The sequence below is a fragment of the Pseudomonas sp. 3JA genome (assembly GCF_036961705.1).
In the GTDB taxonomy this organism is placed as follows: domain Bacteria; phylum Pseudomonadota; class Gammaproteobacteria; order Pseudomonadales; family Pseudomonadaceae; genus Aquipseudomonas; species Aquipseudomonas fluorescens_Q.
Window position 1 is genome coordinate 84,216 of the sequence record NZ_JBAMDJ010000020.1, and the last position, 12,860, is coordinate 97,075.

Annotated in this window: 23 protein-coding genes; all 23 read right to left on the reverse strand. The window is 55.0% G+C overall.

What is annotated here, in order from left to right:
- Positions 1-2: 2 nt before the first annotated feature.
- On the reverse strand, positions 3-179 hold the full coding sequence (gene rpmD, locus V7773_RS16960; protein ID WP_003186033.1) for a 50S ribosomal protein L30: 177 nt from the start codon (positions 177-179) through the stop codon (positions 3-5).
- A gap of 2 nt (positions 180-181) precedes the next feature.
- Positions 182-682, reverse strand: a complete 501-nt coding sequence (gene rpsE, locus V7773_RS16965; RefSeq protein WP_003186035.1) for a 30S ribosomal protein S5 — start codon at positions 680-682, stop codon at positions 182-184.
- A gap of 3 nt (positions 683-685) precedes the next feature.
- Positions 686-1,036, reverse strand: coding sequence for a 50S ribosomal protein L18 (rplR, locus tag V7773_RS16970; RefSeq protein WP_003186037.1), 351 nt, complete (start codon positions 1,034-1,036; stop codon positions 686-688).
- A gap of 10 nt (positions 1,037-1,046) precedes the next feature.
- Positions 1,047-1,580, reverse strand: coding sequence for a 50S ribosomal protein L6 (rplF, locus tag V7773_RS16975; RefSeq protein ID WP_003186039.1), 534 nt, complete (start codon positions 1,578-1,580; stop codon positions 1,047-1,049).
- 12 nt (positions 1,581-1,592) lie between these two features.
- Complete coding sequence (gene rpsH, locus V7773_RS16980; RefSeq protein ID WP_017848802.1) at positions 1,593-1,985, reverse strand: 30S ribosomal protein S8; 393 nt, start codon at positions 1,983-1,985, stop codon at positions 1,593-1,595.
- Between the two features lie 210 nt (positions 1,986-2,195).
- Positions 2,196-2,501 (reverse strand): 30S ribosomal protein S14, encoded by a 306-nt coding sequence (gene rpsN / locus V7773_RS16985; protein ID WP_003186042.1) that lies wholly within the window; start codon positions 2,499-2,501, stop codon positions 2,196-2,198.
- A gap of 13 nt (positions 2,502-2,514) precedes the next feature.
- A complete protein-coding gene (rplE, locus tag V7773_RS16990) occupies positions 2,515-3,054 on the reverse strand; it encodes a 50S ribosomal protein L5 (protein WP_003186044.1) in 540 nt (179 codons plus the stop codon).
- 20 nt (positions 3,055-3,074) lie between these two features.
- The gene (gene rplX, locus V7773_RS16995) at positions 3,075-3,389 is read right to left on the reverse strand and encodes a 50S ribosomal protein L24 (RefSeq protein ID WP_003186046.1); all 315 of its coding nucleotides are present in this window, start codon (positions 3,387-3,389) and stop codon (positions 3,075-3,077) included.
- Positions 3,390-3,400: 11 nt separating this feature from the next.
- Positions 3,401-3,769: a 50S ribosomal protein L14 gene (rplN, locus tag V7773_RS17000; protein ID WP_002555479.1), complete on the reverse strand. Its 369-nt coding sequence runs from the start codon at positions 3,767-3,769 to the stop codon at positions 3,401-3,403.
- Positions 3,770-3,792: 23 nt separating this feature from the next.
- Positions 3,793-4,059: a 30S ribosomal protein S17 gene (gene rpsQ, locus V7773_RS17005; protein ID WP_003194644.1), complete on the reverse strand. Its 267-nt coding sequence runs from the start codon at positions 4,057-4,059 to the stop codon at positions 3,793-3,795.
- A 2-nt stretch (positions 4,060-4,061) separates the two neighbouring features.
- Positions 4,062-4,253 carry a 50S ribosomal protein L29 gene (gene rpmC, locus V7773_RS17010; RefSeq protein ID WP_002555481.1) on the reverse strand — a complete coding sequence of 64 codons (192 nt, stop codon included), beginning with the start codon at positions 4,251-4,253 and terminating at the stop codon, positions 4,062-4,064.
- Positions 4,253-4,666, reverse strand: a complete 414-nt coding sequence (gene rplP, locus V7773_RS17015; RefSeq protein ID WP_003186052.1) for a 50S ribosomal protein L16 — start codon at positions 4,664-4,666, stop codon at positions 4,253-4,255. Before rplP ends, rpmC begins: the two co-directional genes overlap by 1 nt.
- Before the next feature lie 12 nt (positions 4,667-4,678).
- Positions 4,679-5,365, reverse strand: coding sequence for a 30S ribosomal protein S3 (gene rpsC / locus V7773_RS17020; protein WP_003176422.1), 687 nt, complete (start codon positions 5,363-5,365; stop codon positions 4,679-4,681).
- 13 nt (positions 5,366-5,378) lie between these two features.
- Entirely contained in the window at positions 5,379-5,711 is a 333-nt protein-coding gene (rplV, locus tag V7773_RS17025; RefSeq protein WP_003103908.1) for a 50S ribosomal protein L22, read from the reverse strand.
- An 11-nt stretch (positions 5,712-5,722) separates the two neighbouring features.
- Positions 5,723-5,998, reverse strand: coding sequence for a 30S ribosomal protein S19 (rpsS, locus tag V7773_RS17030; RefSeq protein WP_002555486.1), 276 nt, complete (start codon positions 5,996-5,998; stop codon positions 5,723-5,725).
- Between the two features lie 16 nt (positions 5,999-6,014).
- Positions 6,015-6,839, reverse strand: coding sequence for a 50S ribosomal protein L2 (gene rplB, locus V7773_RS17035; protein ID WP_003186055.1), 825 nt, complete (start codon positions 6,837-6,839; stop codon positions 6,015-6,017).
- Positions 6,840-6,853: 14 nt separating this feature from the next.
- A complete protein-coding gene (gene rplW, locus V7773_RS17040) occupies positions 6,854-7,153 on the reverse strand; it encodes a 50S ribosomal protein L23 (protein ID WP_002555488.1) in 300 nt (99 codons plus the stop codon).
- Entirely contained in the window at positions 7,150-7,752 is a 603-nt protein-coding gene (gene rplD / locus V7773_RS17045) for a 50S ribosomal protein L4 (RefSeq protein WP_003186057.1), read from the reverse strand. The genes rplW and rplD overlap by 4 nt, the downstream gene beginning before the upstream one ends.
- Positions 7,753-7,764: 12 nt before the next feature.
- On the reverse strand, positions 7,765-8,400 hold the full coding sequence (gene rplC / locus V7773_RS17050) for a 50S ribosomal protein L3 (protein ID WP_003186059.1): 636 nt from the start codon (positions 8,398-8,400) through the stop codon (positions 7,765-7,767).
- 80 nt (positions 8,401-8,480) lie between these two features.
- Positions 8,481-8,792: a 30S ribosomal protein S10 gene (gene rpsJ / locus V7773_RS17055; protein ID WP_003186070.1), complete on the reverse strand. Its 312-nt coding sequence runs from the start codon at positions 8,790-8,792 to the stop codon at positions 8,481-8,483.
- Between the two features lie 155 nt (positions 8,793-8,947).
- Entirely contained in the window at positions 8,948-10,141 is a 1,194-nt protein-coding gene (gene tuf, locus V7773_RS17060) for an elongation factor Tu (protein WP_003186103.1), read from the reverse strand.
- A 31-nt stretch (positions 10,142-10,172) separates the two neighbouring features.
- The gene (gene fusA, locus V7773_RS17065; RefSeq protein ID WP_336074227.1) at positions 10,173-12,278 is read right to left on the reverse strand and encodes an elongation factor G; all 2,106 of its coding nucleotides are present in this window, start codon (positions 12,276-12,278) and stop codon (positions 10,173-10,175) included.
- A 30-nt stretch (positions 12,279-12,308) separates the two neighbouring features.
- Positions 12,309-12,779: a 30S ribosomal protein S7 gene (rpsG, locus tag V7773_RS17070; RefSeq protein WP_003186074.1), complete on the reverse strand. Its 471-nt coding sequence runs from the start codon at positions 12,777-12,779 to the stop codon at positions 12,309-12,311.
- Positions 12,780-12,860: the final 81 nt, after the last annotated feature.

Below are 12,860 nucleotides of genomic sequence, written 5' to 3' on the forward strand. Positions count from 1 at the left end.
GATTAACCCTCGACACGCAGCATGTAGTAAGCCTTGTTGATCATCCCGCGATTCTCGGGAGTATCCAGGACTTCTACAGTGTGACCGATGCGACGCAGACCCAGACCCTTAACGCACAGTTTGTGGTTAGGGATGCGGCCGGTCATGCTTTTGATCAGCGTAACTTTTACGGTAGCCATGATCAGAAGATCTCCTTGACGCTTTTGCCACGCTTGGCGGCAATGGATTCAGGAGACTGCATTGCTTTCAAACCCTTGAAAGTGGCGTGAACCACGTTTACTGGGTTAGTCGAGCCGTAGCACTTGGCCAGAACGTTCTGAACGCCAGCAACTTCGAGGACGGCACGCATAGCGCCGCCAGCGATGATACCGGTACCTTCAGAAGCAGGCTGCATGTACACCTTCGAAGCGCCATGGGCGGACTTCATTGCGTACTGCAGCGTGGTGCCGTTCAGATCAACCTGGATCATGTTGCGGCGAGCAGCTTCCATTGCCTTCTGGATCGCAGCAGGCACTTCACGCGACTTGCCACGGCCGAAGCCAACACGGCCTTTACCATCACCCACTACGGTCAACGCAGTGAAAGTGAAGATACGGCCGCCTTTAACGGTTTTGGCTACGCGGTTAACTTGAACCAGCTTCTCGATGTAGCCTTCGTCGCGCTTTTGGTCGTTATTTGACATAACTTAGAACTCCAGCCCAGCTTCACGAGCAGCATCAGCCAGCGCCTTGACGCGGCCGTGGTACTTGAAGCCAGAGCGGTCGAAAGCCACCTGCGAGACGCCAGCGGCTTTTGCACGCGTAGCGACCAGCTGGCCAACCTTAGTGGCCGCGTCGATGTTGCCAGTGGCGCCATCACGCAGTTCTTTATCCAAAGTCGAGGCACTTGCCAGGACTTTGTTGCCGTCGGCCGAAATGACCTGGGCGTAGATGTGCTGCGACGAGCGGAACACGCAGAGACGCACGACTTCGAGTTCGTGCATTTTCAGGCGTGCTTTGCGAGCGCGACGCAGTCGAGTAACTTTTTTGTCGGTCATTTGCTATGCCCTACTTCTTCTTGGCTTCTTTACGACGGACGACTTCGTCCGCGTAGCGCACACCTTTGCCTTTGTACGGCTCTGGTGGACGGAAGTCGCGGATCTCGGCGGCCACTTGACCTACCAGCTGCTTGTCGATGCCCTTGATCAGGATATCGGTCTGGCTAGGAGTCTCAGCGGTGATGCCTTCCGGCAGTTCATAATCCACTGGGTGCGAGAAGCCAAGAGCCAGGTTCAGCACTGTGCCTTTTGCTTGCGCTTTGTAACCAACACCGACCAGCTGGAGCTTGCGCTCGAAGCCTTGGCTTACGCCTTGGACCATGTTGTTTACCAACGCACGAGTGGTACCAGCCATTGCGCGAGTCTGTTGATCGCCATTGCGAGCAGCGAAACGCAGCTCACCAGCTTCTTCAACGATCTCAACGGACGAATGGATGTTCAGTTGCAGAGTGCCCTTGGCACCCTTCACCGAAAGCTGTTGGCCTGCGAATTTGACTTCGACACCGGCTGGCAGCTTAACGGGGTTCTTAGCGACGCGTGACATGCTTATCCCCCCTTAGAACACAGTGCAAAGAACTTCGCCGCCGACACCGGCAGCGCGCGCAGCACGATCCGTCATCACACCTTTGTTGGTGGAGACGATAGACACGCCCAGGCCGCCGCGAACTTTCGGCAGATCCTCGACGGACTTGTACTGACGCAGGCCTGGACGGCTAACGCGCTTCACTTCCTCGATGACCGGACGGCCTTCGAAGTACTTCAGCTCGATGGACAGCAGTGGCTTGATTTCGCTGCTGATCTGATAACCCGCAATGTAACCTTCGTCCTTCAGGACTTTGGCAACAGCTACCTTCAACGTAGAAGATGGCATGCTTACGACGGACTTTTCAGCCATCTGGGCATTACGGATACGAGTTAGCATGTCCGCTAACGGGTCCTGCATACTCATGGGCTAGACGCTCCTAATACACAAAAAATTAGCCTTTCGGCTAGTACGTGTCGCCGAGCGCATCCGTGCAATAAAAACACGGGCTCAGGCGAGCCGGGTATTCTAGACACACCCCACAAATGAATCAAGCCCCAATAGGGGCTTGATTCATGTTCAAGGTCACCGACGGTCAGGATCTTTCGACCCCGAACGCCGCGACTTTGACAGTGCTTACCAGCTGGCTTTAACCAGACCTGGAACGTCACCACGCATTGCAGCTTGACGCAGCATGTTACGGCCAAGGCCGAACTTGCGGTACACGCCGTGCGGACGACCAGTCAGGCGGCAGCGGTTACGCATGCGCGAGGCGCTTGCGTCACGTGGCTGCTTCTGCAGGGCTACGGTAGCTTCCCAACGCGCTTCTGGACTTGCGTTCAGATCAACGATGATAGCTTTCAGCGCTGCACGCTTGGTGGCGTACTTGGCAACGGTGAGCTGACGCTTCAGCTCACGGTTCTTCATGCTCTTCTTGGCCATTTTCCTACTCCAATCAGTTGCGGAACGGGAATTTGAAAGCGCGCAGCAGTGCGCGACCTTCGTCATCCGTCCGAGCAGTGGTGGTCAGGGTAATGTCCAGACCGCGGAGAGCGTCGATCTTGTCGTAATCGATTTCCGGGAAAATGATCTGCTCTTTAACGCCCATGCTGTAGTTGCCACGACCATCGAAGGACTTGGCATTCAGGCCGCGGAAGTCGCGAACCCGAGGCAGGGAGATCGACAGCAGACGATCCAGGAACTCGTACATACGCTCACGGCGCAGGGTCACTTTGACACCGATCGGCCAACCTTCACGGACTTTAAAGCCAGCGATGGATTTCCGAGCGTAAGTCACAACGACTTTCTGACCGGTGATCTTTTCCAGGTCGGCAACAGCGTGCTCGATGACTTTTTTGTCGCCGATCGCTTCGCCCAGACCCATGTTCAGGGTGATTTTGGTAACGCGCGGAACTTCCATCACGTTCGAAAGCTTAAGTTCTTCCTTAAGTTTCGGTGCGATTTCCTTCCGGTAAATCTCTTTTAGTCGTGCCATGGTCTTCTACCTAGCAGTGTTCAAGCATCAACCGCTTTTTGGGTCGACTTGAAGACACGAATTTTCTTACCGTCTTCTACTTTGAAACCAACGCGGTCAGCCTTGTTGGTTTCGCCGTTGAAGATGGCGACGTTGGAAGCGTGCAGTGGCGCTTCTTTCTCGACGATACCGCCCTGTACGCCCGACATCGGGTTAGGCTTGGTATGACGCTTGACCAGGTTCAGACCACCAACAACCAGACGGTTGTCAGCAAGAACCTTCAGCACCTTACCGCGCTTACCTTTGTCTTTGCCGGCGATCACGATGATCTCGTCGTCACGACGAATCTTTTGCATGTCGGATCTCCTTACAGCACTTCTGGGGCGAGCGAGACGATCTTCATGAACTTCTCAGTACGAAGTTCACGGGTCACTGGCCCAAAGATACGGGTGCCGATCGGCTCTTGCTTGTTGTTCAACAGAACAGCAGCGTTGCCATCAAAGCGGATGATGGAGCCGTCAGCACGACGGACGCCATGGCGAGTGCGGACTACGACAGCAGTCATCACCTGGCCTTTTTTCACCTTACCGCGAGGAATTGCTTCCTTGACGGTAACTTTGATGATGTCACCGATACCAGCGTAACGACGATGGGAGCCACCCAGCACCTTGATGCACATAACACGGCGAGCGCCGCTGTTATCGGCCACATCGAGCATGGATTGAGTCTGAATCATATAATTTCTCCGACCCCTAGCCCTTAGACTTCCACAGCGCGTTCGAGAACATCAACCAGCGCCCAAGACTTGGTCTTGGCCATCGGACGAGTTTCACGAATAGTGACTTTGTCGCCGATGTGGCACTGATTGGTTTCGTCGTGCGCGTGCAGCTTAGTCGAACGCTTAACGTATTTACCGTAGATCGGGTGCTTAACGCGACGCTCGATCAGAACGGTGATGGTTTTGTCCATCTTGTCGCTGACAACACGGCCAGTCAGCGTACGGACAGTTTTTTCGGCTTCAGCCATGATTACTTACCTGCCTGCTGGTTGAGCACAGTTTTCACGCGAGCGATGTCACGCTTAACTTGCGAGAGCAGATGAGACTGCCCCAACTGGCCAGTTGCTTTCTGCATACGCAGATTGAACTGGTCGCGCAGCAGGCCGAGCAGTTGCTCGTTCAGCTGCTGTGCTGATTTTTCACGAAGTTCATTCGCTTTCATCACATCACCGTCCGTTTAACAAAGGAGGTGGCGAGCGGCAGCTTTGCAGCAGCCAGGGCGAAAGCCTCACGCGCCAGCTCTTCAGAAACACCCTCGATTTCATACAGGACTTTGCCTGGCTGAATCTGGGCAACCCAGTACTCCACGTTACCCTTACCTTTACCCATCCGAACTTCGAGTGGCTTCTTGGTGACAGGCTTGTCCGGGAATACACGGATCCAGATCTTGCCGCCACGTTTTACGTGACGGGTCAGAGCACGACGCGCTGACTCGATCTGACGAGCGGTGAGACGACCACGAGCAACAGACTTCAGCGCGAACTCGCCGAAGCTGACTTTGCTACCGCGCAATGCCAGGCCACGGTTGTGACCGGTCATCTGCTTGCGGAACTTCGTACGCTTTGGTTGCAACATTTGGCGTACCCCTTACTTAGCAGCTTTTTTACGAGGCGCTGGTGCTTGTGGCTTCAGTTCTTCTTGGCGACCACCAATTACTTCGCCTTTGAAGATCCAAACCTTTACACCGATCACACCGTAGGTGGTGTGAGCTTCGTAGTTGGCATAGTCGATGTCGGCACGCAGGGTGTGCAGTGGCACACGACCTTCGCGATACCATTCAGTACGTGCGATTTCAGCACCGCCGAGACGACCGCTCACTTGGATTTTGATGCCTTTGGCACCAATGCGCATTGCGTTCTGTACAGCGCGCTTCATAGCGCGACGGAACATTACGCGACGCTCCAGCTGCTGAGCTACGCTCTGCGCAACCAGCATACCGTCGAGCTCCGGCTTGCGGATCTCTTCGATATTGATGTGCACAGGCACACCCATTTGCTTGGTCAGGTCCTGACGCAGTTTCTCAACATCTTCACCTTTCTTCCCGATAACGATACCTGGACGAGCGGTGTGGATGGTGATACGTGCAGTCTGCGCCGGACGATGGATATCGATACGGCTTACGGACGCGCTTTTTAGTTTGTCTTGGAGATACTCACGCACCTTCAGATCAGCGAACAAGTAGTCCGCATAAGTCCGACCGTCTGCGTACCAGACGGAGGTGTGCTCCTTGACGATTCCCAGGCGAATGCCAATGGGATGTACTTTCTGACCCATCTCTTCGACTCCGTTACTTGTCAGCAACCTTGACAGTGATATGGCAAGACCGCTTGACGATGCGATCAGCACGGCCTTTGGCACGTGGCATGATGCGCTTCAGCGAACGCCCTTCGTTGACGAAAACGGTGCTGACCTTCAGGTCATCAACGTCTGCGCCTTCGTTATGCTCGGCGTTGGCTACGGCCGACTCCAGCACTTTCTTCATGATCTCGGCGGCTTTCTTACTGCTGAAAGCCAACAGGTTGAGCGCTTCGCCCACCTTCTTCCCGCGGATCTGGTCGGCGACCAAGCGGGCTTTCTGGGCGGAGATTCGAGCGCCCGACAACTTAGCGGCTACTTCCATTTCCTTACCCCTTAACGCTTGGCTTTCTTGTCAGCCACGTGCCCACGGTATGTGCGGGTACCGGCGAACTCGCCCAGTTTGTGGCCGACCATGTCTTCGTTCACGAGAACTGGGACGTGTTGGCGACCGTTGTGTACTGCGATGGTCAGACCGACCATTTGTGGCAGGATCATCGAACGACGCGACCAGGTCTTAACTGGTTTGCGATCGTTCTTTTCCGCCGCCACTTCGATCTTCTTCAGTAGGTGAAGATCAATAAAAGGACCTTTTTTCAGAGAACGTGGCACTGTCGTATCCCTCTATTTACTTGCGACGACGGACGATCATTTTGTCGGTACGCTTATTACCACGAGTCTTCGCGCCCTTAGTCGGGAAGCCCCATGGCGATACCGGATGACGACCACCAGAGGTACGACCTTCACCACCACCATGTGGGTGGTCAACCGGGTTCATGGCAACACCACGAACGGTTGGGCGAACGCCACGCCAGCGCTTGGCACCAGCTTTACCCAACGAACGCAGGCTGTGCTCGGAGTTCGAGACTTCGCCCAGGGTCGCACGGCATTCAGCCAGTACTTTACGCATCTCACCAGAACGCAGACGCAGGGTCACGTAGACACCTTCACGAGCGATCAGCTGAGCCGAAGCACCAGCGGAACGAGCGATCTGTGCGCCTTTACCTGGCTTCAATTCGATGCCGTGTACGGTGCTACCAACTGGAATGTTACGCAGTTGCAGAGCGTTGCCCGGCTTGATCGGTGCCAGGGCACCTGCGATCAGCTGGTCGCCAGCACTCACGCCTTTAGGGGCGATGATGTAGCGACGCTCGCCATCTGCGTACAGCAGCAGAGCGATGTGAGCAGTACGGTTTGGATCGTATTCGATACGCTCGACGGTGGCAGCGATGCCATCCTTGTCGTTGCGACGGAAGTCGACCAGACGATAATGCTGCTTATGACCACCACCAATGTGACGAGTGGTAATACGGCCATTGTTGTTACGACCACCAGACTTCGATTTTTTCTCGAGCAGCGGTGCGTGAGGAGCGCCTTTATGCAGCTCCTGGTTGACCACCTTGACCACAAAACGGCGGCCAGGGGAAGTCGGTTTGCATTTAACGATTGCCATGATGCACCCCTTCCTTACTCAGCACTGCTGCTGAAATCGAGATCTTGGCCTGGCTGAAGGGAGATAACTGCCTTCTTCCAGTCATTACGCTTGCCCAGACCGCGAGCAGTGCGCTTGCTTTTACCCAGAACGTTCAGGGTAGTCACGCGCTCTACTTTCACGCTGAACAGGCTTTCGACGGCCTTCTTGATTTCCAGCTTGGTTGCGTCGGTAGCAACCTTGAAAACGAACTGGCCTTTCTTGTCTGCCAGAACCGTAGCCTTCTCGGAAACGTGCGGGCCAAGCAGAACTTTAAATACGCGTTCCTGGTTCATCCCAGCAGCTCCTCGAATTTCTTCACGGCCGACACGGTGATCAACACCTTGTCGTATGCGATCAGACTGACCGGATCGGAACCTTGCACGTCACGAACGTCGACGTGTGGCAGGTTGCGAGCAGCCAGGTACAGGTTCTGATCAACAGCGTCAGACACGATCAGGACGTCAGTCAGGCCCATGCCGTTCAGCTTGTTCAGCAGATCTTTGGTTTTCGGTGCTTCAACAGCGAAGTCCTGAACCACGACCAGACGATCAGTACGCACCAGCTCAGCAAGGATGGAACGCATTGCTGCGCGATACATCTTCTTGTTCAGCTTCTGGGAGTGATCCTGAGGACGAGCTGCGAAAGTGGTACCGCCGCCACGCCAGATTGGGCTACGGATAGTACCGGCACGAGCACGGCCAGTACCTTTCTGACGCCATGGGCGCTTGCCGCCACCGGAAACGTCGGAACGGGTCTTTTGCTGCTTGCTACCTTGACGGCCGCCAGCCATGTAGGCCACGACTGCTTGGTGAACCAGCGTCTCGTTGAATTCGCCGCCAAATGTCAGTTCGGAAACTTCGATCGCTTGAGCGTCATTTACATTTAATTGCATGTCAGCTTCCCCTTAACCGCGAGCCTTGGCTGCTGGACGTACAACCAAGTTGCCGCCAGTAGCGCCAGGAACAGCGCCCTTGACCAACAACAGATTGCGTTCAGCGTCCACGCGCACTACTTCGAGGGACTGCACGGTCACGCGCTCAGCGCCCATATGACCGGACATTTTCTTGCCCTTGAATACACGACCAGGAGTCTGGCACTGGCCGATAGAGCCTGGAACGCGGTGGGATACGGAGTTACCGTGGGTGTTATCTTGCCCGCGGAAGTTCCAACGCTTGATCGTACCCTGGAAGCCTTTACCCTTGGACTGACCGGTTACATCAACCAGTTGACCAGCGGCGAAGATTTCAGCGTTGATCAGATCGCCGGCCTGGTACTCGCCTTCTTCAAGGCGGAATTCCATTACGGTACGACCAGCGGCAACGTTCGCCTTGGCGAAGTGGCCAGCCTGAGCTGCTGTTACACGCGAAGCACGACGCTCGCCGACAGTGACTTGCACTGCACGATAGCCATCGGTCTCTTCAGTTTTGAACTGGGTGACGCGATTCGGCTCGATCTCAATGACCGTGACCGGAATGGAGACACCTTCTTCGGTGAAAATACGGGTCATACCGCATTTACGACCGACTACACCAATAGTCATGTTGTAAACCTCATGAGTGTACGGGGCTTTCACCCGCTATGGCCGCCCATTTCAGAGCGTTACACGACTAAGACCGAGTCTTAGCCGAGGCTGATCTGCACTTCCACACCGGCCGCAAGATCGAGCTTCATAAGAGCATCAACGGTTTTATCCGTTGGCTGGACGATGTCCAGAACGCGCTTATGAGTACGGATCTCGTACTGGTCACGCGCGTCTTTGTTGACGTGCGGGGAGACCAGAACGGTGAACCGCTCTTTACGGGTAGGCAGTGGAATTGGACCACGCACTTGAGCACCAGTACGTTTCGCGGTTTCCACGATTTCCTGGGTGGATTGGTCGATCAGGCGATGGTCAAAAGCCTTCAACCTGATACGGATTTGCTGATTTTGCATTGGATTTCAGACTCCGGCTGCTATTCCCACCGGGCGCAATACGCCCGTTAAAAGGAGGCGCAATTCTATAGACGCCCCTGATAGGTGTCAACCCAATAAAAAAGCCCCCGCTGAGCGGGGGCTTTTCAACTCATCAAGCTGACTCTGAAAGAGACTTACTCGATGACTTTGGCTACGACGCCAGCGCCGACGGTACGACCGCCTTCACGGATAGCGAAACGCAGACCGTCTTCCATCGCGATGGTCTTGATCAGGGTAACAGTCATCTGAATGTTGTCACCTGGCATTACCATTTCAACGCCTTCTGGCAGCTCGCAGTTACCAGTCACGTCAGTTGTACGGAAGTAGAACTGTGGACGGTAGCCTTTGAAGAACGGAGTGTGACGACCGCCTTCTTCCTTGCTCAGAACGTAAACTTCTGCGGTGAACTTGGTGTGCGGCTTGACGGTGCCTGGCTTGACCAGAACCTGACCACGCTCAACGTCGTCACGCTTGGTGCCGCGCAGCAGTACGCCGCAGTTCTCGCCAGCACGACCTTCGTCGAGCAGCTTGCGGAACATTTCAACGCCGGTGCAGGTAGTTTTCTGAGTGTCGCGCAGACCGACGATCTCAACTTCTTCCTGGATACGGACGATGCCACGCTCAACACGACCAGTCACAACAGTACCGCGACCGGAGATCGAGAATACGTCTTCGATTGGCATCAGGAACGGCTTGTCGATAGCACGCTCTGGCTCTGGGATGTAGCTGTCCAGAGTTTCCACCAGCTTCTTGACAGCAGTGGTGCCCATTTCGTTGTCGTCTTGGCCGTTCAGAGCCATCAGAGCCGAACCGATGATGATTGGAGTGTCATCACCTGGGAAGTCGTAAGTGCTCAGCAGATCGCGCACTTCCATTTCAACCAGTTCCAGCAGCTCAGCGTCGTCAACCATGTCAGCCTTGTTCAGGAAGACAACGATGTACGGAACGCCTACCTGACGGGACAGCAGGATGTGCTCACGGGTTTGCGGCATCGGACCATCAGCGGCCGAGCAAACCAGGATCGCGCCGTCCATCTGGGCAGCACCGGTGATCATGTTTTTTACGTAGTCGGCGTGACCTGGGCAGTCAACGTGTGCGTAGTGACGCACGGCCGAATCGTATTCAACGTGAGCGGTGTTGATGGTGATACCGCGAGCTTTCTCTTCCGGGGCGCTGTCGATCTTGTCGAAGTCAACCTTGGCCGAACCGAAAACTTCGGAGCAGACACGGGTCAGAGCAGCGGTCAGCGTGGTTTTACCGTGGTCAACGTGACCGATGGTGCCAACGTTGACGTGCGGTTTGTTCCGTTCAAATTTTTCTTTAGCCACGACAATTAACTCCTAGCTTAAAGGGGCTGAATCAGCCTTGCTTTTTGGTAACAGTCTCGACGATATGCGACGGAGCTGTATTGTATTTTTTGAATTCCATAGAGTAGCTTGCGCGACCCTGAGACATGGAACGAACGTCGGTTGCGTAACCGAACATCTCACCCAACGGCACCTCGGCACGAATCACTTTGCCGGAAACCGTATCTTCCATACCCAGAATCATGCCACGACGACGGTTAAGGTCGCCCATGACATCACCCATGTAGTCTTCAGGCGTAACGACTTCCACCGCCATGATCGGCTCAAGCAACTCACCACCACCCTTCTGGGCCAGCTGCTTGGTTGCCATGGAGGCAGCCACCTTAAACGCCATCTCGTTGGAGTCGACGTCATGGTAAGAACCATCGAACACGGTCGCCTTCAGGCCGATCAGCGGATAGCCGGCGACAACGCCGTTCTTCATCTGCTCTTCGATACCCTTCTGGATCGCCGGGATGTATTCCTTAGGAACCACACCACCTACGACTTCGTTCAGGAATTGCAGACCTTCCTGACCTTCGTCAGCCGGTGCAAAACGGATCCAGCAGTGACCGAACTGGCCACGACCACCGGATTGGCGAACGAACTTGCCTTCGATTTCACAGCTCTTCGTGATGCGCTCACGATAGGAAACCTGAGGCTTACCGATGTTGGCTTCGACGTTGAACTCACGGCGCATCCGGTCAACCAGGATGTCCAGGTGCAACTCGCCCATGCCGGAGATGATCGTTTGACCAGTCTCTTCATCGGTCTTGACGCGGAAAGACGGGTCTTCCTGAGCAAGCTTGCCCAGAGCGATACCCATTTTTTCCTGGTCGTCCTTGGTCTTAGGCTCAACGGCAACCGAAATAACCGGCTCCGGGAAGTCCATGCGAACCAGGATGATTGGCTTGTCAGCGTTGCACAAAGTTTCACCGGTGGTGACGTCCTTCATGCCGATCAAGGCCGCGATGTCGCCAGCGCGTACTTCCTTGATTTCTTCACGGGCGTTTGCGTGCATCTGCACCATACGACCCACACGCTCTTTCTTGCCTTTTACCGAGTTGATCACGCCGTCGCCGGAGGCCAACACGCCCGAGTAAACTCGAACAAAGGTCAAGGTACCCACGAATGGGTCGGTAGCGATCTTGAACGCCAAAGCCGCGAACGGCTCGTCGTCACTTGCGTGACGCTCCATTTCCTCTTCCTCGTTATCCGGGTTGGAACCCTTGATAGCAGGAATGTCGGTTGGAGCAGGCAGGAAGTCGATAACGGCGTCGAGAACCAGGGGAACACCCTTGTTCTTGAAGGAAGAACCGCAAACAGCCAGAACGATCTCACCAGCGATAGTACGCTGACGCAGAGCGGCCTTGATTTCCTCGTTGGTGAGCTCTTCACCTTCGAGGTACTTGTTCATCAGCTCTTCGCTGGCTTCGGCCGCAGCCTCAACCATGTTGCTGCGCCATTGCTCGGCTTCTTCCAACAGTTCGGCAGGAATGTCCTTGCGAACAGGGACCATGCCCTTGTCGGAGTCATTCCAGTAAACCGCTTGCATGTTGATCAGGTCGATCTGGCCCTGGAAGTTGTCTTCCGAACCAATAGCCAACTGGATAGGCACCGGAGTGTGACCCAGACGCTGCTTGATCTGAGCGATCACGCGCAGGAAGTTGGCACCAGCACGGTCCATCTTGTTTACGTAAACAAGACGTGGAACGCCGTATTTGTTGGCTTGACGCCATACGGTTTCCGACTGAGGCTCAACACCCGAAGTACCACAGAACACAACGACAGCGCCGTCGAGTACACGCAGGGAACGTTCAACTTCGATGGTGAAGTCTACGTGGCCCGGGGTATCGATAACGTTGAAGCGGTGCTCGTGCGCGTACTGCTTCTCGGAACCTTTCCAGAAGGCGGTGATAGCAGCAGAAGTAATGGTAATACCACGCTCCTGCTCCTGCACCATCCAGTCTGTGGTCGCGGCGCCGTCATGCACCTCGCCCATTTTGTGACTCTTGCCGGTGTAAAAAAGGACGCGCTCGGTGGTGGTGGTTTTACCAGCATCCACGTGAGCAACGATACCGATGTTACGGTAGCGGTTAATCGGTGTAGTACGAGCCATAAAGCCCTCGCAAATTGAGTGACGCTAAAATTAGAAGCGGTAGTGCGAGAAAGCCTTGTTGGCTTCAGCCATACGGTGCACGTCTTCACGCTTCTTAACTGCAGCACCTTTACCTTCAGCAGCGTCCAACAGTTCACCAGCCAAACGCAGAGCCATGGACTTCTCGCCGCGCTTGCGGGCGAAGTCTACCAGCCAGCGCATTGCCAGGGCGTTACGACGGGACGGACGAACTTCGACCGGAACCTGGTAAGTAGCACCGCCTACACGGCGCGACTTCACTTCGACCAGCGGAGCGATGGCGTCGAGAGCTTTCTCGAAGATTTCCAGGGGATCGCTGTTCTTGCGTTCCTTAACTTTGTCCAGTGCGCCATAAACGATACGCTCGGCAACGGCTTTCTTGCCGCTTTCCATTACGTGGTTCATGAACTTGGCGAGAATTTGGCTTCCGTATTTCGGATCGTCCAGAATCTCACGTTTGGCTGCTACGCGACGTCTTGGCATTGATAAGCCCTCAAACGGTCTTCAGGTTAGCCCGGGACAGCGGATGCGTGCCCGACCTTACTCTTATCGACTCAATAAAAT

Excerpts from the sequence above, each read along its gene's own strand:
- rpmD (WP_003186033.1), bottom strand. The coding sequence starts at position 179 with ATGGCTACCGTAAAAGTTACGCTGATCAAAAGCATGACCGGCCGCATC.
- rpsE (WP_003186035.1), bottom strand. The coding sequence starts at position 682 with ATGTCAAATAACGACCAAAAGCGCGACGAAGGCTACATCGAGAAGCTG.
- rplR (WP_003186037.1), bottom strand. The coding sequence starts at position 1,036 with ATGACCGACAAAAAAGTTACTCGACTGCGTCGCGCTCGCAAAGCACGC.
- rplF (WP_003186039.1), bottom strand. The coding sequence starts at position 1,580 with ATGTCACGCGTCGCTAAGAACCCCGTTAAGCTGCCAGCCGGTGTCGAA.
- rpsH (WP_017848802.1), bottom strand. The coding sequence starts at position 1,985 with ATGAGTATGCAGGACCCGTTAGCGGACATGCTAACTCGTATCCGTAAT.
- rpsN (WP_003186042.1), bottom strand. The coding sequence starts at position 2,501 with ATGGCCAAGAAGAGCATGAAGAACCGTGAGCTGAAGCGTCAGCTCACC.
- rplE (WP_003186044.1), bottom strand. The coding sequence starts at position 3,054 with ATGGCACGACTAAAAGAGATTTACCGGAAGGAAATCGCACCGAAACTT.
- rplX (WP_003186046.1), bottom strand. The coding sequence starts at position 3,389 with ATGCAAAAGATTCGTCGTGACGACGAGATCATCGTGATCGCCGGCAAA.
- rplN (WP_002555479.1), bottom strand. The coding sequence starts at position 3,769 with ATGATTCAGACTCAATCCATGCTCGATGTGGCCGATAACAGCGGCGCT.
- rpsQ (WP_003194644.1), bottom strand. The coding sequence starts at position 4,059 with ATGGCTGAAGCCGAAAAAACTGTCCGTACGCTGACTGGCCGTGTTGTC.
- rpmC (WP_002555481.1), bottom strand. The coding sequence starts at position 4,253 with ATGAAAGCGAATGAACTTCGTGAAAAATCAGCACAGCAGCTGAACGAG.
- rplP (WP_003186052.1), bottom strand. The coding sequence starts at position 4,666 with ATGTTGCAACCAAAGCGTACGAAGTTCCGCAAGCAGATGACCGGTCAC.
- rpsC (WP_003176422.1), bottom strand. The coding sequence starts at position 5,365 with ATGGGTCAGAAAGTACATCCCATTGGCATTCGCCTGGGAATCGTCAAG.
- rplV (WP_003103908.1), bottom strand. The coding sequence starts at position 5,711 with ATGGAAGTAGCCGCTAAGTTGTCGGGCGCTCGAATCTCCGCCCAGAAA.
- rplB (WP_003186055.1), bottom strand. The coding sequence starts at position 6,839 with ATGGCAATCGTTAAATGCAAACCGACTTCCCCTGGCCGCCGTTTTGTG.
- rplW (WP_002555488.1), bottom strand. The coding sequence starts at position 7,153 with ATGAACCAGGAACGCGTATTTAAAGTTCTGCTTGGCCCGCACGTTTCC.
- rplD (WP_003186057.1), bottom strand. The coding sequence starts at position 7,752 with ATGCAATTAAATGTAAATGACGCTCAAGCGATCGAAGTTTCCGAACTG.
- rplC (WP_003186059.1), bottom strand. The coding sequence starts at position 8,400 with ATGACTATTGGTGTAGTCGGTCGTAAATGCGGTATGACCCGTATTTTC.
- rpsJ (WP_003186070.1), bottom strand. The coding sequence starts at position 8,792 with ATGCAAAATCAGCAAATCCGTATCAGGTTGAAGGCTTTTGACCATCGC.
- fusA (WP_336074227.1), bottom strand. The coding sequence starts at position 12,278 with ATGGCTCGTACTACACCGATTAACCGCTACCGTAACATCGGTATCGTT.
- rpsG (WP_003186074.1), bottom strand. The coding sequence starts at position 12,779 with ATGCCAAGACGTCGCGTAGCAGCCAAACGTGAGATTCTGGACGATCCG.